This is a genomic window from Noviherbaspirillum sp. (assembly GCF_036846085.1).
GTDB lineage: Bacteria > Pseudomonadota > Gammaproteobacteria > Burkholderiales > Burkholderiaceae_D > Noviherbaspirillum.
Genome location: NZ_DAIUCO010000063.1, coordinates 1 through 21,268, shown reverse-complemented (window position 1 = coordinate 21,268; position 21,268 = coordinate 1). Strand labels below are relative to the sequence as shown.

Annotated in this window: 20 protein-coding genes; 9 read left to right on the top strand and 11 right to left on the bottom strand. The window is 61.9% G+C overall.

The features are described 5' to 3' along the window. On the top strand, positions 1–424 hold a 424-nt coding region (locus tag V7080_RS09715), incomplete at its 5' end, for a M48 family metallopeptidase (protein WP_334188194.1). Between the two features lie 28 nt (positions 425–452). After that, complete coding sequence (gene gloA / locus V7080_RS09710; protein ID WP_334188193.1) at positions 453–842, top strand: lactoylglutathione lyase; 390 nt, start codon at positions 453–455, stop codon at positions 840–842. Positions 843–882: 40 nt separating this feature from the next. Here gloA and V7080_RS09705 read toward each other — a convergent pair whose 3' ends face one another. The 7 genes from V7080_RS09705 to V7080_RS09675 all read right to left on the bottom strand — a co-directional run bounded on the left by V7080_RS09705 (position 883) and on the right by V7080_RS09675 (position 7,284). Continuing rightward, complete coding sequence (locus V7080_RS09705; protein WP_334188192.1) at positions 883–1,155, bottom strand: DUF5985 family protein; 273 nt, start codon at positions 1,153–1,155, stop codon at positions 883–885. Positions 1,156–1,161: 6 nt separating this feature from the next. Continuing rightward, on the bottom strand, positions 1,162–1,419 hold the full coding sequence (locus V7080_RS09700; protein WP_334188191.1) for a DUF5985 family protein: 258 nt from the start codon (positions 1,417–1,419) through the stop codon (positions 1,162–1,164). A gap of 1 nt (position 1,420) precedes the next feature. Continuing rightward, positions 1,421–1,825 (bottom strand): hypothetical protein, encoded by a 405-nt coding sequence (locus tag V7080_RS09695; RefSeq protein WP_334188190.1) that lies wholly within the window; start codon positions 1,823–1,825, stop codon positions 1,421–1,423. Positions 1,826–1,834: 9 nt separating this feature from the next. Beyond that, positions 1,835–2,632, bottom strand: a complete 798-nt coding sequence (otsB, locus tag V7080_RS09690) for a trehalose-phosphatase (RefSeq protein WP_334188189.1) — start codon at positions 2,630–2,632, stop codon at positions 1,835–1,837. Between the two features lie 5 nt (positions 2,633–2,637). Beyond that, positions 2,638–4,893 carry an alpha,alpha-trehalose-phosphate synthase (UDP-forming) gene (locus tag V7080_RS09685; protein ID WP_334188188.1) on the bottom strand — a complete coding sequence of 752 codons (2,256 nt, stop codon included), beginning with the start codon at positions 4,891–4,893 and terminating at the stop codon, positions 2,638–2,640. A 370-nt stretch (positions 4,894–5,263) separates the two neighbouring features. Then, a complete protein-coding gene (locus tag V7080_RS09680) occupies positions 5,264–6,628 on the bottom strand; it encodes an ATP-binding protein (protein WP_334188187.1) in 1,365 nt (454 codons plus the stop codon). After that, positions 6,625–7,284 (bottom strand): response regulator transcription factor, encoded by a 660-nt coding sequence (locus V7080_RS09675; RefSeq protein ID WP_334188186.1) that lies wholly within the window; start codon positions 7,282–7,284, stop codon positions 6,625–6,627. The genes V7080_RS09680 and V7080_RS09675 overlap by 4 nt, the downstream gene beginning before the upstream one ends. Before the next feature lie 429 nt (positions 7,285–7,713). On the opposite strand from V7080_RS09675, the gene V7080_RS09670 reads away from it, so the two are divergent. Both V7080_RS09670 and V7080_RS09665 read left to right on the top strand, forming a co-directional pair. Continuing rightward, positions 7,714–8,658 carry a PDZ domain-containing protein gene (locus V7080_RS09670; protein ID WP_334188185.1) on the top strand — a complete coding sequence of 315 codons (945 nt, stop codon included), beginning with the start codon at positions 7,714–7,716 and terminating at the stop codon, positions 8,656–8,658. A 191-nt stretch (positions 8,659–8,849) separates the two neighbouring features. Beyond that, positions 8,850–10,520: a SulP family inorganic anion transporter gene (locus tag V7080_RS09665; protein WP_334188184.1), complete on the top strand. Its 1,671-nt coding sequence runs from the start codon at positions 8,850–8,852 to the stop codon at positions 10,518–10,520. Between the two features lies 1 nt (position 10,521). Here V7080_RS09665 and rsmA read toward each other — a convergent pair whose 3' ends face one another. From rsmA to V7080_RS09645, 4 genes are read right to left on the bottom strand one after another with little or no spacing between them, the layout of a single operon-like run. Then, positions 10,522–11,298 (bottom strand): 16S rRNA (adenine(1518)-N(6)/adenine(1519)-N(6))-dimethyltransferase RsmA, encoded by a 777-nt coding sequence (rsmA, locus tag V7080_RS09660; RefSeq protein WP_334188183.1) that lies wholly within the window; start codon positions 11,296–11,298, stop codon positions 10,522–10,524. Between the two features lie 4 nt (positions 11,299–11,302). Next, a complete protein-coding gene (gene pdxA / locus V7080_RS09655) occupies positions 11,303–12,364 on the bottom strand; it encodes a 4-hydroxythreonine-4-phosphate dehydrogenase PdxA (protein WP_334188182.1) in 1,062 nt (353 codons plus the stop codon). 18 nt (positions 12,365–12,382) lie between these two features. Next, positions 12,383–13,867 carry a peptidylprolyl isomerase gene (locus V7080_RS09650; RefSeq protein WP_334188181.1) on the bottom strand — a complete coding sequence of 495 codons (1,485 nt, stop codon included), beginning with the start codon at positions 13,865–13,867 and terminating at the stop codon, positions 12,383–12,385. Between the two features lie 21 nt (positions 13,868–13,888). Further along, positions 13,889–16,084 carry an LPS-assembly protein LptD gene (locus V7080_RS09645; RefSeq protein WP_334188180.1) on the bottom strand — a complete coding sequence of 732 codons (2,196 nt, stop codon included), beginning with the start codon at positions 16,082–16,084 and terminating at the stop codon, positions 13,889–13,891. Between the two features lie 79 nt (positions 16,085–16,163). On the opposite strand from V7080_RS09645, the gene V7080_RS09640 reads away from it, so the two are divergent. The 5 genes from V7080_RS09640 to V7080_RS09620 form a co-directional block, all read left to right on the top strand. Further along, positions 16,164–17,207, top strand: a complete 1,044-nt coding sequence (locus V7080_RS09640; protein WP_334188179.1) for an aminoglycoside phosphotransferase family protein — start codon at positions 16,164–16,166, stop codon at positions 17,205–17,207. Between the two features lie 29 nt (positions 17,208–17,236). Beyond that, positions 17,237–17,956 carry an N-acetylmuramate alpha-1-phosphate uridylyltransferase MurU gene (murU, locus tag V7080_RS09635; RefSeq protein ID WP_334188178.1) on the top strand — a complete coding sequence of 240 codons (720 nt, stop codon included), beginning with the start codon at positions 17,237–17,239 and terminating at the stop codon, positions 17,954–17,956. Beyond that, complete coding sequence (gene pepP, locus V7080_RS09630) at positions 17,953–19,290, top strand: Xaa-Pro aminopeptidase (protein WP_334188177.1); 1,338 nt, start codon at positions 17,953–17,955, stop codon at positions 19,288–19,290. The genes murU and pepP overlap by 4 nt, the downstream gene beginning before the upstream one ends. Positions 19,291–19,297: 7 nt before the next feature. Next, positions 19,298–20,434: a UbiH/UbiF/VisC/COQ6 family ubiquinone biosynthesis hydroxylase gene (locus tag V7080_RS09625; RefSeq protein ID WP_334188176.1), complete on the top strand. Its 1,137-nt coding sequence runs from the start codon at positions 19,298–19,300 to the stop codon at positions 20,432–20,434. Positions 20,435–20,670: 236 nt separating this feature from the next. Next, positions 20,671–21,268: NAD-dependent epimerase/dehydratase family protein (locus V7080_RS09620; RefSeq protein WP_334188175.1), on the top strand; the 598-nt coding region annotated here is incomplete at its 3' end.

Here is a 21,268-nt window from a genome sequence, read left to right as displayed (position 1 = left end):
AGCCGGCATTGCCTTCAACGAAGACAGCCGGGAGCTGACGGTATGCCTGCCGCCGGACGCGGAAGAACAGCAATTGAAGGACCGCGTACAGGGCTGGCTGCAAACCGAGGCCAAGCGGATTTTCGCCGAGCGGCTGCCGTTGTATGCCGAAAAGCTCGGCGTCACCTACCAGAAGTTTTCCCTCTCGTCCGCGACCACCCAATGGGGCTCCTGCACCGCGGACGGACGGATACGGCTCAACTGGCGGCTGATCCATTTTTCACTGCCGCTGATCGACTATGTGGTGGCGCATGAACTCGCTCACCTGCGGGAAATGAACCACAGCCCGCGTTTCTGGTCGACCGTACAATCCGTCTTTCCGGAATTCCAGTCGGCAAAAAAAGCGCTGCGCGAACACGCACCGGAAACCCTACCGATTTTTTGACTATTGCAGCCGCTATCAGGAAACCATCATGCGAATTCTTCACACCATGCTGCGCGTCGGCGACCTGCAGCGCTCCATCGATTTCTACACCCGCGTGCTCGGCATGAAGCTCCTGCGCACCACCGATCGCCCGGAGCAGAAATACACACTGGCCTTCGTCGGCTACGGCACCAATCCGGATCACGCCGAGCTGGAATTGACATACAACTACGGCACCGACAGCTACGACATCGGGACAGCCTACGGCCATATCGCCATCGCGGTGGAAGATGCCTACAAGACATGCGACACGGTGAAGGCTGCGGGCGGCAACGTCACCCGCGAGGCAGGCCCGGTGAAAGGCGGCACGACGGTGATCGCCTTCGTGCAGGACCCTGACGGTTACAAGATCGAGCTGATCGAACGCAAGGCGGCCTGACTGGTCGTCGGCTCGTGGATCGGAGCGAAACGCCGGCAGGCTATCTGCTTCTGCGGGAGTGCCTGTTCTTCTCCCAGATGGCCAGCAGGATCAGGCCATAGGCGAGCAAACGCAACGAGTAGAAGAAGTATCCCGCGATGCCGGTGCTGGCTTCCGCCTGCGCGCCGATCAGCAGGCGATTGACTCCCTCAATGAAAAAAGACAGCGCGAAGTAGAGAAAGAAACGGTCCCGGGTGCTCTTCCAGAACCGGAGGAAGAACAGCCCGGCGACGGCTGCGGCAAAGGCGGTGGCACCCACCAGGATTTCACTCATACGGCCTCACTCCTCGTCCCAGATCAATCCATACAATAGGGGCAGCAGCGCTATCAGCGCTGTCACCTGACGCCAGACAAGCAAGTCTGCACCCGCCAGCACCACTCGATCGAGGACCAGCAGCAGATTGTTCACCAGCATGCCGGCAAAGCAAAGCCCGCTCCAGAAGAGCAGGCGATGGCGCGTTCTGGCATAGCTGCGCAGCAGCAGCGCGCTGCAGGCAAAAGCGGTCAACGCGCACAATCCATAAATCAATGCCGCCATCTCATGCGTCCTTTCTGAATAGGAAAGCGTCCGCGAACTGCTGTGCCTTCTTGCCGACTTTCGAATGAATCAGGTTGGCGATCTCGACGAGGTTCTTCGCGTAGGCGTCAGCCAGCCGGGTAATAATTTCATTCAGATCTTCCGATAAAGGCTGGTACCGATAGCAGGCAAGCTCCGCATCATCACCGACATCGGCGACAAGAATGCCAGCTTCATGCAACTCGACCAGCAATGCGGCAGCGGCTTTTTCGCTTAGGTAGAGTCCTTGCGCCAGTCGCCGGGCATCGTAGCTCTGGCCCGTACCAGCGCCGCTACGCAGCAGCAGCATCGCTTCCAGGAAAGGTACTGAAGAAATGCTGGTAAGGATGAAGCGCTGCACGTCGCTGGGGATTTGTTCCCTTGCCATACTGTCTCTCTAGGCGGTTGCAGGCAGGAAGCCGGAAGCAGTACGAAGCCAATTGCTCGCACGCGCTTCCCGCAATCGCTTGATCAATTCATCCAGCAGGCGGAACATGTCGAGCCGATGATGCAGGAAAAAATCGGCCTCACTGTCCGCGGCACGCCCTATGCGTATCGACAGCACATCCGGCCGCCGCATGCGGAATACGTCTTCGTCGGTGACGTCGTCACCGGCATAGATTGCATACCGCGCGTTACAGGATTGCATCAGTCGTTGCAGCGCATCGCCTTTGTGCGGCGCATCCGGCGGCATGACGTTAAAGACGCACTTGCCGGCGACGATGCGCGCCTGCGGCGCAAGCCGTCCCAGCAGATCTGCCAGGTTTGCTTCGGCTTTCGCGTGGTCGCGCGCGAGCCGGTAATGCACCGAGAGCGAACATCCCTTGTTCTCGAGTCGAACGCCCGGATCGGTTACCGCGGTCGATAATGCCTGCAGCCAGCCTGCGCACATCGCTTCATCATCTTCCCGGTGGCGCGACGAGTCAGGCACTCCTTCAAGGCCATGATTGCCGACGATGAAGTCCGGCTGAAATTGCAGCCGTTCCCGCACATCGGCCACTGAACGCCCGGTGATGATGGCAACGGGTGCGTAACGGGTCAATTCGGCCAGCCGCTGCATCGTACCGGGCGGCATGCGCGCTGCTTCAGGCCGGGTCACGATGGGCGCCAGCGTGCCATCGAAATCGAAGGCGCATAGCAGACGATCCCTCACCAGTTCGTCGAGATGCTGGATACCGGATTCAAAAAATGGCATGCCGCTCATACCACCCGCCGTAATGGCCGCCTGCTGTGCAGATCAATTTTCGACATGACTTTTTCGCGACGCCGCAACTGCGCCGCATCCAGCAGCATGCGCCCGGCCCATCGATAGACATTAAAATCCTTCACCAGCAAGCGCATACTTCGCATCCGTTCCTGCTGCTCGATTTCCGGCATGGTGATCGCCCGGTACAACGCGTCGGCGCTTTGCTCGATATGGTACGGATTGACAATCAGCGCTTCATGGAGTTCACGGGCGGCGCCGGTGAACTGGGATAGGACCAGTACACCGCGTTCATCGTCGCGTGCGGCAATGAACTCTTTGGACACCAGGTTCATGCCGTCATGCAGGCTCGTCACCATGCAAACTTCCGACGCGCGGTAGTACAGGTTCAGTTCCTCCTGGTCATGGTGTTCCGCCTTCAACACGATGGGTTGGTAGCTGCCGCTGGAAAAGCGCTGGTTGATACGTTGTGCGAGACTTCGCACCCTGGCTTCGAAATGCTGGTATTCGTCCAGCGATGAACGGCTCGGTGCGGCGATCTGGACGAAGGTAAATTGTCCAGCCATTTTCGGGTGCAGTTCCAGCATCCGCTCCACCGCCTGGAAACGCTCGATGATGCCCTTGGTGTAATCCAGACGGTCGACGCCGATGCCGAGCAGGTGTCCGGAAGGCAGGCCGAGTTCTTTTCTGATGGCCCTCCGACAATCATCGATGGTGGGCTGGCTTACCGCGTTGTTCTCTGGCCAGGCAATCGAAATCGGATAATTTTCCACCTGGGTCAGTTTGCCGCCGTAAGAGATGGTCGATGCCTCCGTTTCGATGCGGGTTTCCAAATAGCGATCGACGGTTTCCAGGAAATTCTTCCGGTGAAACGGCGTATGAAATCCAAGGATGGTGCTGCCGAGCATGCCTTCGAGAATTTCCTGTCTCCAGGGACAGATGCCGAACGACTCCGAATTCGGCCAGGGTATATGCCAGAAAGTGATGATAGTGGCTTTGGGAAGTGCTTCACGCACCATGCGCGGCAATAGCGCGAAATGATAATCCTGGACCAAAATCACCGGGTCGTCGGTGCGTGCTTCGCTGATCACCGCATCGGCGAAACGCTGGTTGACCGCGACGTACTGTTCCCAATCGGATGAACGGAATATCGGCCGCACATGCGCGATATGGCACAGCGGCCACAAGCCTTCGTTGGCGAAGCCGTAGTAGTAGCCTTGTTCTTCCTCCTTGGACAGCCACACGCGACGCAGGGTATAGCTCGGGTTCGACGGCGGCACCGGCACGCGGTCGTTGCGGTCGACCGTTTCCCGGTCCGCCGACCCGCTGCCATGCGCGATCCACGTGCCGGAACAGGCACGCATCACAGCTTCAACCGCGGTCACCAACCCGCTGGCGGGACGCTTGACCTCGATACCGTTGGGCGTTGTGACATGGATATACGGTTCGCGATTGGAGACCACCAGTACCTCGTCACCAGCGAGTTCGTTCTGCAGCAATGCGCGCAATCGCTCCGGCGCCCACTGCTGCGAATCATTGTTGCCGGTCTGGCGCTCGACGTTGATTTCATACAGCAGCGCGCGCAGATCGCCGATCAGCGGCCGCATTTCCGGCGGTGTCGGCGTACGCGAACCGGGCATGATTTCGCCGCGCAGCATCCCTTTGACGCCGTTGATCCAGCCGCGCAGGCTGATATGGGCGATGAACACGGTAATCATGGAAATGACCACTGCCAGCGCAGCGAACAGGCTCACCACATACTTCCTGGTGTCAGCGCTGCGACGCTCGATGAAGCTCATGTCATGCAGGAGCATCAGCTTTCCCAGATATTGGGCGTCCTGATACAACACGCTTTCAGCAACATGGATCGAACCCTGCGGCAGGCGCACCAGTTGCTCGCGCGCGCTTCCATCTGCCGGCGGCATCCAGCAGCCGATGGACTCGGGATATGTCGTGGTTTTGTAAAGCAACGTACCGCCGGAATCACAGAATGCCAGCGCATAGAGGCGCTCATCCGTGATTGCCTTGTCGAACAGCTGGATGATTTTCTTGCGCGCTTTCTGAGGCACGTAATCAAGCAGCGGGTCCTGTAGCGCGCTAGAGAGAAGTCGCGAACGGATATCCAGGTCGCGGACGGACCAGCGCAAGGTCAGGCTGTCCATCAACGGCACGGCTGCATATGCGAATACGCCAAGCACCAGCGCCAATGGCACGATGAATCTCAACGAGAGTCGAAATGAACGAAGTGGCATGGGATTTCCCTTCCTAACCGTCGATGATCGGCGGCCTGCGCGGGACACTGAAAAAGCCCTCCTGCAATGGAAGGCCCAAGAAGGTAATGCGATAAATTCATCGCTGAAAAACGCTGCTGCTTCAATATCAGATTGATGCCGGTGCATCAATGCATCACACGATTGAGGACCGAGAATAGTTTGGAAAAAAACCCATCCGTTTTGGGGAATCCGGACGGGCCAAAGAAAGATTTGCTACGCTGGAACCGGTGCCAATACGGGGTGGGCATGCCTGCAGCCGACCGGCGGAACGGTTGCCATGATGCACGACAAACCTTAAGGGAAACTTAGCCCGGCGGGTTCGCATGGAATGTCCATGCGCCGTGGAAAGCTAGGCGGCGGCAGCTGCGCTTGCCCTGATGGAAGTAGTAGGAACTTCATCGTGAAGAATCGGGCGGAAAGTAATCCTCACCGCCAGTCCGCCAAGCGTAGAGACGCCGAGTTCGATGGCGGCCTGATGGCGGTCGGCGATCGCCTTGGCGATGGCCAGTCCGAGACCGCTGCCGCTGGCGCTGGTGCCGGGCACGCGGTAGAAACGGTCAAATACCCGTTCGCGGTCCGATTCCGGAATGCCGCGCCCCGAGTCCTCGATGCGCAGCGATGCGGCGTCGCCTTCCGTTATCAATCCGATCCGTATCCTGCCGTGTTCCGGGGTATAGCGCACTGCGTTGTCGACCAGATTGCGCATCATCATGCGCAGGCTGTCGAGATCGCCGCTGATGACAGCGGACGCCACGCCATCGTATTCCAGGTGGATGTGCCGTGCCAGCGCCAGCGGTGCAACATCGGCCACCGCCTGTTCGATACAGGCGGGCAGCGACACCTCGGTACGATCGAAATCCTTCACCGACGGATCCTGGCGCGCCAGTGCGAGCAATTGCTCGACGAGGCGTGATGCCCTGTCGACGCCACCCAGGAGCCGGGCGATGCCGTGTTCACGCGCATTATCATCCTTGGCTCGCGCCAGCGTCTGGACCTGCAGCTTGAGTGCGGTCAGCGGCGAACGCAACTCATGCGCGGCATCCGCCACGAACCGCTGCTGCGAGTCCAGCGATTGCGCCATGCGCGCCAGCAGCAGGTTCAGTTCGCCGACCAGCAGCGAGACTTCCTGCGGCACACCCTCATCCGACACCGGCGCCAGCGAGTCGGCATTGCGGTTGGCAAGGTCATGCCCGATCCGGTTCAGCGGGGAAAGCGCCGTGGTTACCACCCACCAGGCGGCGGCGAACAGCAGCAGCGATACCGGCAGCACGGGCCACACCGCCGACAGCGCGAGTTCGAAAGCGCGATCGTGCCGGGCCTGCATCTTCTGCGATACCTGCACCACCCGGGTGTCGGTCTGCACCGTATAGACGCGCCAGTCGCCGTTATCGAGATTGACATTGGAATAACCGAGCGCGGTACGCGGCGGCAGGGAACGGTACGACCGCGATTGATAGACGCGCACGCCGTCGTCGGTCCAGATCTGGATGACGAAATCGAATCCGGCATCGTCCAGATCGGACATCTTCGACCATTCGGCGCTCTCGAAGCCGCTGTCCTCCAGCGCGATCGCCATCTGCTGCATGTGATAGTCGAACAGCTTGTCGGCCTTCTCGGTCGCCACGCGGAAGGATGTGATGAACTGCACCACGGCGGCGATCGTGATCGCCGCGCCGAGCAGCAGCAGCAGCCGGACACGCAGCGAACGGATCATGTCTTTTCCACCATGTAGCCGACGCCGCGGACATTGATGATGAGCTGCTGGCCGAGCTTCTTGCGCAGCCCGTGAATATATACCTCGACCGCGTTGCTCTCGACATCGCCGGACCAGCCGTACAAGCGCTCCTCCAGCTGGGCACGCGACAGGATAGCGCCGGGCCGCGCGATCAGCGCATCCAGGATCGCCCACTCGCGCGCCGACAGGATCACCTGGCGGCCCTCGGTCATGACTTCCCTGGTCGCGGCATTGACCTCGACGTCGCCGTTGCGATAGACCGGCTCGGTGCGTCCGCGCGCGCGCCTGACGAGCGCATGCAGCCGGGCAATCAGTTCTTCGAGGTCGAACGGTTTGACAAGATAATCATCGGCGCCGCTATTGAGGCCGCGCACCCGGTCGGGCACGGTGTCGCGCGCGGTAATGACCAGCACCGGCAGGGTATTACCGCGGGCACGCAATCCGCGCAGCACCTCGATGCCATCCTTCTGCGGCAAGCCGAGGTCGAGCAGCATCGCGTCATATGCCTGCGTGCCCACCGCGGCTTCCGCTTCACTGCCGCTGGTCACCCAGTCGACCGTGATGCCTTCACCGTCGAGGGCGATCTGGATGTTTTCGCCGATCATGAGGTCGTCTTCGACGAGCAGTATTTTCATCGGAATGTGGTGCCTATGCCGTGTTTGATGTCGAGGCAATATAATATGCCCTGCTTTGCCCGGGTTTCGGAAGCAGTGTAGCGCAAGGACGCATTGCGGCGCATAGGAACGCACACCGGCGCGCAGCAGTACAAATAGCCTTACTTTGGCTCACGTCCGGCGTCATGGTTCCGCCGTTGCACAAAGCGCAACGAAGGAAACATGCCCGCGATTCAACTGATCAACCCTGTTTCCCGATGCCCCATGCCTATGGCGATACGTTTTTCCTTCATTCGTTCCCCTTTCTGCTTCAGGCGCTTGTCGATCCTTCCGCTGGCAGTGCTCGCGGCATGCGCGACACAACCAACCTCGACGACATCACCTGGTCCGGGCGACACGGCGGGAGCGACGGCGGCTGCTCCGGCTCCTTCGCGCCAGCCAGCGCAGGCTGTGCCTCCTCCGCAACGGCCGCCGTCGCCGGAAAAGTCAGCCCTGCTGAGCGGCTGGGTCGACCAGCAGAGCCGTCTGTACCGGGTGGCCGCGCCGCTGCTGATTGAAAATACGGCATTGTGCAAACGGCAGGCGCGCAATCTGCTCGGCCTTACCGCCAAGACACGATATTCCTATGGCAAGGGGTTTGCCGTCGAAGCGCAGTCCGCCCTGGGACTGAACGAGCAGTTGAAGGTGATGGATGTGCTGCCGGGCAGCGGCGCCGAACGCAGCGGCATCCGCAAGGGCGATGTCCTGCTGGCGGTGGAAGGCAAACCGATGCCGCAAGGGCCGAATGCGGAACGCGATGGCGCGGTACTGGTCAATGCGGCGATGCGCGGGCGCGGCAGCGTGACGCTCAGCGTGGAGCGCAACGGCGAACAGATCAGCATCGCCACGCCGCTGACCAATGCCTGCGCATTCGGCATCGAACTCGGCGATTCGGATCTGGTGAACAGCTATGCGGACGGGTTCCGCGTGTTGATCACCCGGGGCATGCTGAATGTGGTCCGCACCGATGAGGAACTGGCGTATGCGCTCGCCAAGGAAATCGCTCACAACACGCTGACGCGGGCGCCCCGGCCGCGCATGGGCAGCACGATCGACAGGCTGCGCGTGCTGCGGGACGACCGGACCGCCCCTGTGACCATGCCGGCTTTGCAACCCTACTCGCCGGTGCTTGATGCGACAGCCGACAAGTTGTCGCTGTATATGCTCACCCGCGCCGGCTACGGCACCACGGGCACGGTCGATTTCTGGAAGCGGCTGGCGGCAAGCCATCCGTCGACCTCGCCGAACAGCCATACCGCGTTGCATCCGTCCACCTCGTACCGGGTATCGGTAATGAATAAGACGCTGGAAGCCATCAAGTGGAAACGCGATCGCAAACAGCCGATGGTTCCATGACCGGATGACGCGCCTGCGCGGGCATACGGCATTCTTGGAGCGCCTTACAAAATGAACGAAGCGCCAGCTAATGAACGAAGCGCCAGCTTCGTACTCCCTGGCAAGGCGCGTCGACGCAGGCAGTATTGACGTACGACAAGGAGACGCAACGCAGCCAGAGGCATTTTGTTAGACGCTCTTAATGAAAAATCATGACATCTCGCGCCCTGCTCGTCCGACTGCTGCCATTCCTGAAATGGCCCCGCCCTACCGCCGCGTCGCTGCGGCGCGATGCGTGGGCAGGCCTCAGCGTGGGCCTGGTGCTCATCCCGCAGGCAATCGCCTATGCGACGCTGGCCGGCATGCCGCCGCAGACCGGACTTTATGCCGCGTTGCTCCCGGCGCTGATCGGCATCCTCTGGGGCTCGTCCGCCCTGCTGGCCGTCGGGCCGGTCGCACTGACCAGCCTGTTATCCTTCGGCGCGCTGTCGTCGCTGGCTGCTTCAGGTAGCGACACATGGGTTGCACTTGCGATCTGGCTGGCCATCTATTCGGGCATCTTCCAGCTGCTGCTGGGCGCCTTCCGGCTCGGCCGGATCGCCAACCTGGTATCGCAGCCGGTCATGGCCGGGTTCATCAATGCAGCCGCCATCATCATCATCCTGTCGCAGATTCCCGCGCTGCTCGGCACGTCCGATCTTCTTTTCCGGCAGGCGCCGCTCTCCCAAATGACCTGGCCGACCATCTTCGGCGGCGTGGCGCTGCTGCTCCTGTTCGGCTTTAAGCGTTTTCTGCCGCGTGCGCCCGGGATCCTGCTGGTCAGCGTGATCGGCATCGCCGCCAGCATCGCGTTTGACTATGCGGGACACGGCGGCGCGGTCATCGGCGCGATTCCCTCCGGGCTGCCGTCGCTGCTGTTGCCCCCGTCTATTCCGCTGGCGAGCCACCAGGAATTGTGGCCGGCGGCGCTGGTGCTGGCATTGATCAGTTTCACCGAAGCGATGTCGAGCTGCCGCATGCTTGCCCGGAAAACCAAGGCGCGCTGGGATGAAAACCAGGAGCTGATCGGACAGGGGCTGGCAAAGATTACCAGCGGCTTCAGCGGCGCATTTCCGGTGAGCGGATCGATTTCGCGTTCGGCGCTGAACCTGTATGCGGGCGCCGGCAGCGCTTGGGCAAACCTGTTTGCGGCATTGTGCGTGCTGTTCAGCCTCCTGTTCCTGACCGACTATCTTTTCCACCTGCCGCGCTCGGTCGTGGCCGCGATGATCATCGTGCCGGTGATCGGGCTGATCGATGTGGCGGCAATCCGGCGTGTATTCGCGGTGTCGCGGGTGGATGGCGGCATCGCCGTCGCCACGTTCGCGGTCACCCTGTTCTCGATGCCGCGCCTGCACTGGGGTGTTTTCGCCGGCGTCGGCCTCACCATGGCGGTCTACCTGTACCGGCTGACCGAACCGCGCGTCATCGAAGTCAGCCTGCATCCGGACGGCACGCTTCGGGACCGCAACCGTTTCGGCCTGCCGGCCCTGGCGCCGGACCTGCTGGCGGTGCGGCTTGACGCCGCGCTCAACTTCCTCACCGCCGCCGCGCTGGAGCGTTTCATCAACGAGCAATGCCGTACCCGTCCCGAAGTCCGCCGGGTGCTGATTTGTTCCAGTGCGATCAACGGCATCGATGCGAGCGGCATCGACATGCTGGAATCGCTGCGGACTAGCCTGCAGGGGGCGGGAATCGAACTGTACTTTTCCGGGATCAAGAAACAGGTGTGGGATGTGATGGAAGGCGCGGGCATGATCACTGTGCTGCAACGCGACCGCCTGTTCGCGACCGACCGACAGGCAATCCTGTCGCTTGCATCAAGCAAGCCGCCAGCGGAGTAGCTCAGCGGGCCCGAAGCAGATTGGCCATCGCGACGAACTGCTCCAGCGGCACGGTCTCGGGACGTGCCTGCGGGTCGGCGCCGGCATCAATCAGTTCGTTTTCGGTGAACAGCTCGCCCACGCAGTTTCGCAATACCTTGCGCCGCTGGGTGAACGCCTTGGTGACGACGCGTTCCAGGGTCGCCTCATCGCAGGCAAGCGGCTGAGCGAGCGGGATCATGCGCACGATCGCCGAATCGACCTTCGGCGGCGGATCGAAGGCGGTGGGCGGCACGACGAACATCAGGTCCATGTGATAACGCCATTGCAGCATCACCGATAGCCGTCCGTAGGTCTTGCTGCCGGGCTCGGCAACCATCCGCTCCACCACTTCCTTCTGCAGCATGAAATGCTGATCCTGCACCTGCGGCGCTATCTGCGTCAGATGGAAGAGCAACGGGCTGGAGATGTTGTAGGGCAGGTTGCCGACGACGCGCAGCCGCTGACCCGCCGGCACCGGGATCGAGGCGAAATCGAATTGCAGGGCGTCGCCCGCATGGATGATCAGCCTGGCCGGGTCGAAATTCTTCCGCAGGCGCTCGACCAGGTCGCGGTCGAGCTCGACCACGTGCAATTGCCTGAGCGACTCCAGCAGCAGGCGCGTCATGGCGGCGAGGCCGGGGCCGATTTCCACCATTGCATCGTCCGGCTGCGGATCGATGACGCGAATGATGTCGTGCAGGACCCCCTGGTCGGTGAGGAAATTTTGACCGAAACGCTTGCGGGGAATGTGGTTCATTGAATCAGGAAGAGACGGAAAGGGGTGTGGCCGGCCGGGCCGATGGTAGCGATTGAGCCGATTTTGCCATCTGTGCGGCGATGCCGATCGCTTCCATCATGCTGCCGTGGTCGGCATGGCCGATGCCCTTCGCCGCCAGGTCGAGCGCGGTGCCGTGGTCGACCGACGTGCGGATGATCGGCAGGCCGAGCGTGATGTTGACGCCGCGCCCGAAGCTGGCGAACTTCAGCACCGGCAGGCCCTGGTCGTGGTACATCGCCAGCACGCAATCGGCCTGCTGCAGGTATTTTGGCTGGAACAGCGTATCCGCCGGATAAGGTCCGGTGGCGTCGATGCCCTTCGCGCGCGCGGCATGGATGACGGGCGTGATGACGTCGATCTCCTCGCGTCCGAGATAACCGCCCTCCCCGGCGTGCGGGTTCAGGCCGGTGACCAGAATGCGCGGCGAGGTCAGGCCGAACTTGGTTTTCAGGTCGTGATGGATGATATCCAGCGTGCGCATCAGGCTGTCGAAACCGATGGCCGCCGACACATCCTTCAATGCGAGGTGGGTCGTCGCCAGCGCCACCCGCAGCGGCGGCGTGCCGCCGGCAAGCATCATGACAACCTGCGGCGTGCCGGTTTTTTCGGCGAGGTACTCGGTATGGCCGGTGAAGGGAACGCCGGCGTCGTTGATGGTGCTTTTTTGCAATGGCGCGGTGACGATCGCCTCCACCCGGCGCTGCAGGGCGCATTCGATCGCGATGTCGAGCGTGTCGAGCACCGCGCGGCCGTTACGTGCATCGAGCGTCCCGGGAACGACGTGCGCCGCGAGCGGGCAGTCGATCACGGCGATTTGCCCTGCGGGAAAATCCGGGAGGCCGCTGTTGCGCACCGCCTGCAGCGATACCGCCGTCAAGCGGATCGAAGCATCGATATCGGCTGCCGTCATCGACAGGAAGGCGGAGTCGCCGATGAGAACGCCATTGATTTGGGAACGCAGATCCCATGCCGCCCGGATCGCGATCTCCGGGCCTATGCCTGCGGGTTCGCCGCAGGTGATGGCGATGGCGGGACGGCGGCTCACGGCGTTGCGACCGAACGATCAGCGCGCATCGACATTGTCGAAGCGGTATTCGACATAGGCACGGTCGCGCAACTGGCGCAGCCATTCATTGGTCGCCTCGTCGAGCTTGCGTTCGCGGATCGCCTGGCGGGCAATCAGGCGCTGACGCTCCTTCGATACATCGTCCTTCTTGCGTTCCAGCACCTGGATCAGGTGGAAGCCGAACGGCGATTCGATCGGTTCGCTGATCTCGCCGGGCTTGAGGGCGTCCATCGCCCGCTCGAATTCGGGAACGGTGTCGCCCGGATAGATCCAGCCCAGATCGCCACCCTTGGATGCGGACAGGTCATTGGAGAAGAGCTTGGCCAGGTCCTCGAACTTGGCGGCCTTGTTGTCCAGTCTTTGCTTGATCTCCACCAGCTTGCGGCGCGCATCGGCCGGCGTGACGACCTGGTTGGTCTTGATCAGGATGTGGCGCGCGCGCGTCTGCTGCACCGACGCGGCAGCATTGGGATTATCCGCGGCGCTCGCGGTGCGCTTGCCGACCAGCTTCAGGATGTGGAAACCGTTTGCGCTCTTCACCACCGGCGACACGTCGCCCTGGTTCAAGCCGGCAACCGTGTCGACAAACAGTTGCGGCAGGCGGTCCTGATTGCGCCAGCCGAGGTCGCCGCCGGTCAGCGCATCGCTGGAATCGGAATAGGTGGCGGCGATCTTGGCGAAATCGCCCCCCGACTTCACTTGCTGCAGGATTTCATCCGCGCGCTTGCGGCGCTCGGCGATCTGCTCCGCCGTTGCGTTCTCGGGGATCCGCACTAGGATCTGCGCCAGGTTGTATTCCTGCTGATTCTGCGCAGCGCTCTTGTCCACGGCGAGGTAGTTGTCGACCTCCGACTCGCTGATCTGGATCTTGTTGTCGACTTCACGCTCGCGCAGCCGCTGCAGGATGATTTCCTCGCGGATTTCCTCACGGAAGCGGTTGAACGGCGTGCCTTCGCGTTCGAGACGGTCGCGGAATTCCTGCAGGGACATCTTGTTCTGCTCGGCAATGCGGGAGATTGCCCGGTCGAGCATGAGATCGTCCACGCGAATACCGACTTCCTTTGCCAGCTGCAACTGGGCGCGATCGACGATCATGCGCTCCAGCAACTGGCGCTGCAATTCCGCCGGCGGCGGCAGGGCGATGCCCTGGTTTTTCATGCGGCGCTCCACCATGCGCGCCCGGTCGGTCAATTCCTGGTAAGTGATCACTTCGTTGTTTACGACGGCAATGATGGCATCCGCCAATTGCACCCGCGGCTTGGCGGCCTGCGCGGGCGCCGATGCCGGCGGCGCGGACGGCACCGCGCCGGGCGGCGTAAATCCCGGCGTGGCGGCAGGCGCCTGGATGCCCGGCCCGAGGCCCGGCTTGAACTGGGCCGATGCGTCGGACACCACACCCGCTGCTGCAATCAGGAAAATGCCGGCCAGCGAAAGGCCGGACGATACGGTTCTGGATGGTTGCCTGGAGCGATGAAGTTTCATGGAAAAGTCCGCAATGCGTTGTTAGGGGGTGCTGTGCTGGTTGATCATCTGATAGCCCGGAATGCTGGAGCGCAATGCATCCAGCGGATTGGAGCCCAGACGGGTCAAACCATTCAACTCGAGCTGGAAAAACAGGGCCGACGTTGCCTGCCCGGTTGCGGTCGGCGTGCGCTGGCCGACGAGGCGGAAGATCCAGCAGTCGGCCTTGTATTCGAAACCGAGCAGGCCTTCCGCCACCTTGCGGTCCGGCAAAGAATAGTTCACCCGCCCGACGCCGTACCAGCGCGCCGCGATGGGCCATTGGGCGGCGACATCGAACTGCTCCAGCCGGTTCGGCTGGTCGCGGCGGTATTGCACGTTGAGCACGCGGGCCGGGCCCGGTTGCCAGCGCACGCCGTAATTGGCGCGGCGCGTGTTGCGCAGGCTTTCGCTGTACTGGACGTTGCCTTCGGCGGTAAGTTCGTTGGATATGCGGCCGGCGGCGGAAATCAGAAGGTCCGACCGGCTTTCATTGCGCGCGCCGCCGATCGTGACCCGCTGTTCGTCGAAATAGAAGCGCTGGCCGACGGCGAAGCGCGCCCGCTCGGCGCCGCTCGGCTCGATGTAGCGCGACACCAGCGCGGTGGTCAGCTGGTTGGCATCGCTGATGCGGTCGTTGCCGATGAACCTGTTTTCGCTGAACAACTGGGCAAAGCTGAGATCGGCTTCCGCGGTATCGAAGATCGGGAACCTGCTCTGGTCGCGATACGGCGTATGCACATAGAACAGGCGCGGCTCCAGCGTCTGCGTCATTGCCTGGCCAAAGAATTTGGTGTCGCGCTCGAACACCAGTCCGCTGTCCACCGAAAATGTCGGCACGACCCGGTCGAGGTTGCGGTCGGCCGTGGGCGTGCGGTTGTCAACGCTGTAGGCACTGGCATGCAAGGACAGTCTCGGCGTGATGAAGTACCCGGGCCGGAGGATCGGATAGGCAATGCGCGGATTGATGAACAGGCGGTCGCCGCGCACCAGGTCCGGATGCCAGAACCGCGTCAGCTCGGAATCAACGGTCCAGTCGAACCCGGCCACATCCTGCCGTCCCGCCTGGAAGGTCAGTTGCGGCAGCCGGTCATACGGGCGGATGATCGGCACGACAGGATCCTGCAATACCTGGAAGTTCGACAGCCGGGCCGACGCGCTCCAGTAGGTGCTGCCATACAACAGGTTCATGTCGCGCGGCAGCAGCCGCTGCGATGCATTGGTGATGGATCGCGCGAAGTCGCTTGGATAGTTGTCGTCCGAAGCGGAATTGAGGTTCCACGAGTAGGACAGGCCGGGTGCGAGGCTTTGCGTATGCACCGACGAAATCGCATAGCGGTCGGTGCCGCTTTGCCGGTCGTTGAACAATACTTCCACGCTCGTCTGGCCGCCATAGGTTTCGCCCAGGTAACGTCCTTCGGCGCCAAGCTGCAGGCCACGCTTCGCAATCAGGCGCGGGTAGAGCGTCAGGTCGCGGTTGGGTGCGATGTTCAGGTAATACGGCTGGGTGATTTCCAGGCCGCCGGTGTTGGTGGTGCCGACCGTCGGCGGCAACAGGCCCGACTTGCGTGCGTCCGACAAGGGAAAGGACATCGCCGGCGCGGCAAGGATGGGCACGCCCTTGAAGTAGACCACCGTGTTGTAGGCGGTGCCGATATCCCGGCCGGAATCGAGGTTGAGCCGCCCGGACTTGAGGTACCAGTCGGGATCGGGGCCTTCGCAGGTGCTGTACGAGCCTTCCGTGATCGTGGCGCGGTCGCGCGCTTCGAAGTCGATCCGCTCGGCGCTTCCCTGGGCATTGTTCAATTCCAGTTGATAGGTCGGGCGCAGCACATAGCCTTCGCCCGCATCCATCCTGAACCGCAACTCGTCGCCGGTGTATGTATCGCCGAAGCGGCGCATGCGGATATTGCCGACCGCTTCCACTTCATCTTCCGCCACGCGGTAGGTTGCCTTATCGGCATTGACGGTGGTGGGACCGCGGATGATCTCGACATCGCCTTCGAGCACCACGTCGCGATCGGGACGGCCGGTCATTTTTTCGGCACTGACATTCGCGGGTGCATTTTTTTCTTCTTCGGTGATGCCTTTGGGGGAATTCTGCGCTGCCACGAGCGATGGGGCCGATGCCGCCGCAACGATTGCAGTCAGGTAACGAAGCAGGCGTTGCGAGGGAGGAAATGCGGGAAACCAGGTCATGAAAAGAAAGGCTGGCAGGCGATTTTTTGAGTTGAATCCCTTATTATATGGGAACTCACTGCCCTCAACCGTATTGTCCATGTCCCTAGAGCACTCCCCCGATCCCCGTCTCGTTCAATTAAAGCAATGGTTGTCCGCACTGCCGGGCAATCCGGTCAACGTGGATTCGATCCGTCCCGCTTCCTCCGATGCCAGTTTCCGCCGTTATTTCCGTGTTGATGCCGATTCCGCGTCGGGATCCGATGCCGATGCAACGCTGATCGTGATGGACGCCCCGCCACCGCAGGAAGATGTGCGCCCGTTCGTCCATGTCGCGCAGCTGTTCGGCGAAGCCGGCGTGTCCGTACCCCGCATCCTGGCGCAGGATGTCGACAACGGCTTCCTGCTGCTGTCGGACCTCGGCGCGACGACCTACCTCAACGAACTGAATCACGACACCGCCCACAAGCTGTATCTCGATGCAATCGAAGCGCTAGTGCTGATCCAGTCGCAGAGCAGGCCGGACGTATTGCCGGAATATGACCGCGCGCTGCTGCTGCGCGAGCTGACGCTGTTCCCGGATTGGTATATCGGCAAGCACCTCGGCGTCACGCTGAACGACAAGCAGACCGCCGAACTGAACAAGGTGTTCGACGCCCTTCTCGCCAACAACCTGGCGCAGCCGCAGGTGTACGTGCATCGCGATTATCATTCCCGCAACCTGATGGTGATGCAGAAGGGCAATCCCGGCATCCTCGATTTTCAGGATGCGGTGTACGGCCCGATCACCTACGATCTGGTATCGCTGCTGCGCGACGCCTACATCCAGTGGGACGAGGAAATGGTGCTCGACTGGGCGATCCGCTACTGGGAACTCGCCAAGCGCGCCGGCCTTCCGGTCAACAGTGACATCGACGCCTTCTACAAGGACTTCGAGTTCATGGGCGTGCAGCGGCACTTGAAGGTACTGGGCATCTTCGCCCGGCTGTTCCATCGCGACGGCAAGGATGCTTATCTCAAGGACCTGCCGCTGGTGATGGAATACACCCGCAAGGTCGCTGCCCGCTACAAGGAACTGATGCCGCTGGTACGGCTGCTGGACCAGCTCGAAGAAAAAGCGCCGCAGGTCGGTTACACCTTCTGACCGGCAGACCTTCTGATTAAGGCACACCAATGAAAGCCATGATTTTCGCAGCCGGCCGCGGCGAGCGCATGCGTCCGCTCACCGATACCTGCCCGAAGCCCCTGCTGAAGGTGCGCGGGCGGCCCCTGATCGTCTGGCATATCCTGAACCTGGTGCGTGCAGGCATCACCGATATCGTGATCAACCATGCGCATCTCGGCCACATGATCGAGGAAGCGCTCGGCGACGGCGCGCAATTCGGCGCGCATATCGTCTACTCGGCAGAAGGCACCGCGCTCGAAACCGCCGGTGGCATTGCGAAGGCGCGCCACCTGCTGGGCGATGATCCTTTCGTTGCGATCGCCGCCGATGTGTATTGCCCGCATTTCGATTACGAACAGGTCAAGACCGCGCTGCAGGACAACGACATGTGGGGCAACCCGCATCCCGCCGATAAACGCGATGTGGCCTGGCTCTACCTGGTGAAGAATCCGGCGCATCACCCGAAAGGCGATTTCGCGCTGCACAGCTTCTCGATCGCCAATGAAGGCGACCCGCGCCATACGTTTTCCGGCATCGGTGTCTACCGGCCGGAAATTTTCGATGCCATCGAAGCCGGCCAATCGGCGCAGATTGCACCCATCCTGCGCGAGTATGCGACGCGCGGCCAGGTCGGCGGAGAACTGTATCGCGGCGATTGGACCGACGTCGGCACACCGGAGCGCCTGGCGCAATTGAATGCACCCATCGTTGAAAGAATGAAACCATGAAACCCTATGCCGACCGACGCGCAAGACTGCTCGCCAACATGCATGAAAAAGGCGGCGGCGTGGCCATCATTCCGACCGCGCCCGAAGTGATGCGCAACCGCGATGCGGATTATCCTTATCGCCACGACAGTTACTTCTACTACCTGTCCGGCTTCACCGAGCCGGAAGCGGTCATCGTGCTGGTCGCCGGCAAGACCGACCAGGCCATCCTGTTCTGCCGTGACAAGAACCTCGAGCGCGAGATCTGGGATGGCTATCGCTACGGCCCGCAGGCGGCGCGCGAGAAATTCGGTTTCGACGCCGCATTTGCCATCGAGGCGCTGGACGCCGAAATGCCCAAGCTGATGGCCGATGCGCCTGCGCTGTTCTATTCGCTCGGCAGCGACCACAAGCTCGATACCCGCATTCAGCAATGGCTGCAGGCGGTGCGCATGCAAGCGCGCGCAGGGGTGGCGACGCCGTCGGCGGTGCATGACGTGCATGTGCTGCTCGACGAGATGCGGCTGTTCAAGGACGCGGACGAAATCGCCCTGATGCGGCGCGCGGCGGCGATCTCCGCCGAAGCGCATTGCCGCGCGATGCGCGCGTCGCGCCCCGGCCTGCGGGAATACCAGCTTGAAGCCGAGCTGCTGCATGAATTCCGCCGCCACGGATCGCAGTTTCCGGCTTACGGCTCCATTGTCGCCACCGGCGCCAATGCCTGCGTGCTGCACTATCGCGCAGGCGACGCCGAGATCAGGGACGGCGACCTGGTGCTGATCGATGCCGGCTGCGAACTCGACAGCTATGCCTCCGACATCACCCGGACCTTTCCCGGCAACGGCAAGTTCAGCGGCCCGCAGAAGGCGCTGTACGAGATCGTACTGGCCGCGCAGGCAGCCGCCATCGCCGACACCCGTCCGGGCAAGCATTTCATGTCCGGGCACGATGCGGCGGTCAGGGTGCTCGCGCAAGGGATGCTGGACACCGGCCTGCTCGACAAGAACAAGGTCGGCGGCCTGGAAGACGTGATCGAGAAAGGCGCCTACCGGCAGTTCTACATGCATCGAACCGGCCACTGGCTGGGCATGGATGTGCATGATGTCGGCGAATACCGCGACGCCCTGAACGTTGCGCCGGGCGAAGAGAAGCCCTGGCGCGCGCTGCAGCCCGGCATGGTGCTGACGGTGGAGCCCGGCATCTATGTCAGGCCGGCCGACGACGTGCCGGAACAGTTCTGGCACATCGGCATCCGCATCGAGGATGACGCGCTGGTCACGGCTGACGGTTGCGAGATTCTCACCAGCGGCGTGCCGAAAAGCGTGGGAGATATCGAAGCACTGATGCGGCACTGATCGCGCGATGACGACCGATTACGACATTGCAATCTGCGGCGGGGGGCCGGTCGGACTCGCATTGGCATTGTTGCTGGTCAAGCGCGGTCTCCCGGCATCGCGCATCGCGGTGATCGACGCGAAACCCGTCGAGCAGGCCACGCAGGACCCGCGTTCGATTGCCTTGTCGTTCGGCAGCCGCCAGATACTCGAACAGATCGGTGCATGGCCGCTTGCCGCCAGCGAGATTCACCAGATCCATGTTTCCCGTCGCGGCCACTTCGGCCGCACGCTCATCACGCGGGAAGAGCATGGCGTCCCGGCCCTCGGCTATGTCACCCGCTACGGTACGCTGGTCACCGCACTGGCGAAGGAACTGCAACGCACTTCGGTAGACTCCCTGCGCCCGGCGCATGTGACGCGATCGACCGACCATGCCGGCGAAGTCGAACTGCAGTTTGACGACCGTACGCCACTCACGGCGCAGATCATGGTGCAGGCGGAGGGCGGCGCATTTTCCGACCAGGCGGAAAAATCGATTCGGCGCGACTACCGGCAAACCGCCATCATTGCGCATGTCGACGTCAGTGCGGCGATTGCCCACCGGGCATTCGAGCGCTTTACCGCTGAAGGCCCGCTCGCATTACTGCCGCAGGATGACGGCTATGCGCTGGTCTGGTGTGTCCGCCCCGACACCGCCGCGCAACTGCAGACCCTGTCCGATGCCGCTTTTCTCGCAGAACTGGGAAGCGCATTCGGCTCGCGCCTGGGGCGCTTTACGTCAGTGACGCCACGCGCCGCCTTTCCTCTCGGCCTGAATGCGCAGAACACGGTTTCCGCAAGAACGGTGGCCATCGGCAATGCGGCGCAGACGCTGCATCCGGTTGCCGGCCAGGGCTTGAACCTTGGCTTGCGCGACGCCATCGTGCTTGCGCAATTGCTTTCCAGGGAAATATCGCCTGGCTCACTCCAACGCTTCGTGACACAGCGCCAGAGCGACCGCAGCCTCACGATCCGCATTACCGACACGATGGCGCAAATTTTTGCGAGCGCTCCGGATGGCGCTCTGACGCAGGCGATGCTGGGCGTATCGCTCGGGCTCGTTGACGCGATCAAGCCGGCCAAGCGCTTGCTGGCGGAACAGATGATGTTCGGCAAGCGGTGAGCTTTTGCCGTACCCGTTGCACTTCGGCAGGAACGCTGCGCCCACTGCCCACTTCGACAAATCAGCGCCACTGACGTCCCCGGAGTCGCGTTCTGATTTATGAAGAAAAACCTTGTAAGACCCACCGCGCTTCGTAGACTACCTTCATCCTCATCGCTTTTCCGTGCAGCGGTTTTCCAGAGCCGGCTTTCATCGACAAGTTCATCTGGGTAACAATCTCACTTTCGAGGTGTGCCATGCGAGTACTTGTGACAGGAGCAAACGGACATCTTGGGTTTAATCTTGTTTCCGCTTTGGTCGATGCCGGCCACTCGGTCCGCGCAAGTGTCCGATCCGTCACGGACACCAGCAAAACAGCGCGATTGCGAACATTTCCAGGCGTGGAGATCGTGGAAGCGGAACTGAGCCGCAGCGATCAGATGAAAGCGGCCATGGATGGAATGGAGCTGGTGTTTCATGCGGCAGCGGTATATGCCTACATCACAACAGGGCACGCCCAGGAAATTTTCGAGAGCTCGGTCAAGGGAGCCGCGATGGTGGTGCAATGCGCGGCGGACACCGGCGTGCGGAAAGTCATACTGACGTCTTCGGTGGTCACGTTGCCGTTGACGCTGCCCGGCGCCCCGCCCGTAGATGAAAGTCAATGGACCAATGACTTGCGTGTGCCGTATGTACGCGCAAAAACGGAAGGAGAAAAAGCCGCATGGCGGGTGGCCGGGGAGCGCAACGTCAATCTGGTAACCATTCTTCCCGGCGCCATCCTCGGACCGGGGTTTGAAAAGAACACGCCGTCGATCGATCTGGTGGAAGCCATGGTCCTGGGCGGTATGCGCA

Bases quoted from the DNA above. Each gene is read 5' to 3' on its own strand.
- gloA (WP_334188193.1), top strand. From the start codon at position 453: ATGCGAATTCTTCACACCATGCTGCGCGTCGGCGACCTGCAGCGCTCC.
- V7080_RS09705 (WP_334188192.1), bottom strand. From the start codon at position 1,155: ATGAGTGAAATCCTGGTGGGTGCCACCGCCTTTGCCGCAGCCGTCGCC.
- V7080_RS09700 (WP_334188191.1), bottom strand. From the start codon at position 1,419: ATGGCGGCATTGATTTATGGATTGTGCGCGTTGACCGCTTTTGCCTGC.
- V7080_RS09695 (WP_334188190.1), bottom strand. From the start codon at position 1,825: ATGGCAAGGGAACAAATCCCCAGCGACGTGCAGCGCTTCATCCTTACC.
- otsB (WP_334188189.1), bottom strand. From the start codon at position 2,632: ATGCCATTTTTTGAATCCGGTATCCAGCATCTCGACGAACTGGTGAGG.
- V7080_RS09685 (WP_334188188.1), bottom strand. From the start codon at position 4,893: ATGCCACTTCGTTCATTTCGACTCTCGTTGAGATTCATCGTGCCATTG.
- V7080_RS09680 (WP_334188187.1), bottom strand. From the start codon at position 6,628: ATGATCCGTTCGCTGCGTGTCCGGCTGCTGCTGCTGCTCGGCGCGGCG.
- V7080_RS09675 (WP_334188186.1), bottom strand. From the start codon at position 7,284: ATGAAAATACTGCTCGTCGAAGACGACCTCATGATCGGCGAAAACATC.
- V7080_RS09665 (WP_334188184.1), top strand. From the start codon at position 8,850: ATGACATCTCGCGCCCTGCTCGTCCGACTGCTGCCATTCCTGAAATGG.
- rsmA (WP_334188183.1), bottom strand. From the start codon at position 11,298: ATGAACCACATTCCCCGCAAGCGTTTCGGTCAAAATTTCCTCACCGAC.
- V7080_RS09650 (WP_334188181.1), bottom strand. From the start codon at position 13,867: ATGAAACTTCATCGCTCCAGGCAACCATCCAGAACCGTATCGTCCGGC.
- V7080_RS09645 (WP_334188180.1), bottom strand. From the start codon at position 16,084: ATGACCTGGTTTCCCGCATTTCCTCCCTCGCAACGCCTGCTTCGTTAC.
- V7080_RS09640 (WP_334188179.1), top strand. From the start codon at position 16,164: ATGTCCCTAGAGCACTCCCCCGATCCCCGTCTCGTTCAATTAAAGCAA.
- murU (WP_334188178.1), top strand. From the start codon at position 17,237: ATGAAAGCCATGATTTTCGCAGCCGGCCGCGGCGAGCGCATGCGTCCG.
- pepP (WP_334188177.1), top strand. From the start codon at position 17,953: ATGAAACCCTATGCCGACCGACGCGCAAGACTGCTCGCCAACATGCAT.
- V7080_RS09625 (WP_334188176.1), top strand. From the start codon at position 19,298: ATGACGACCGATTACGACATTGCAATCTGCGGCGGGGGGCCGGTCGGA.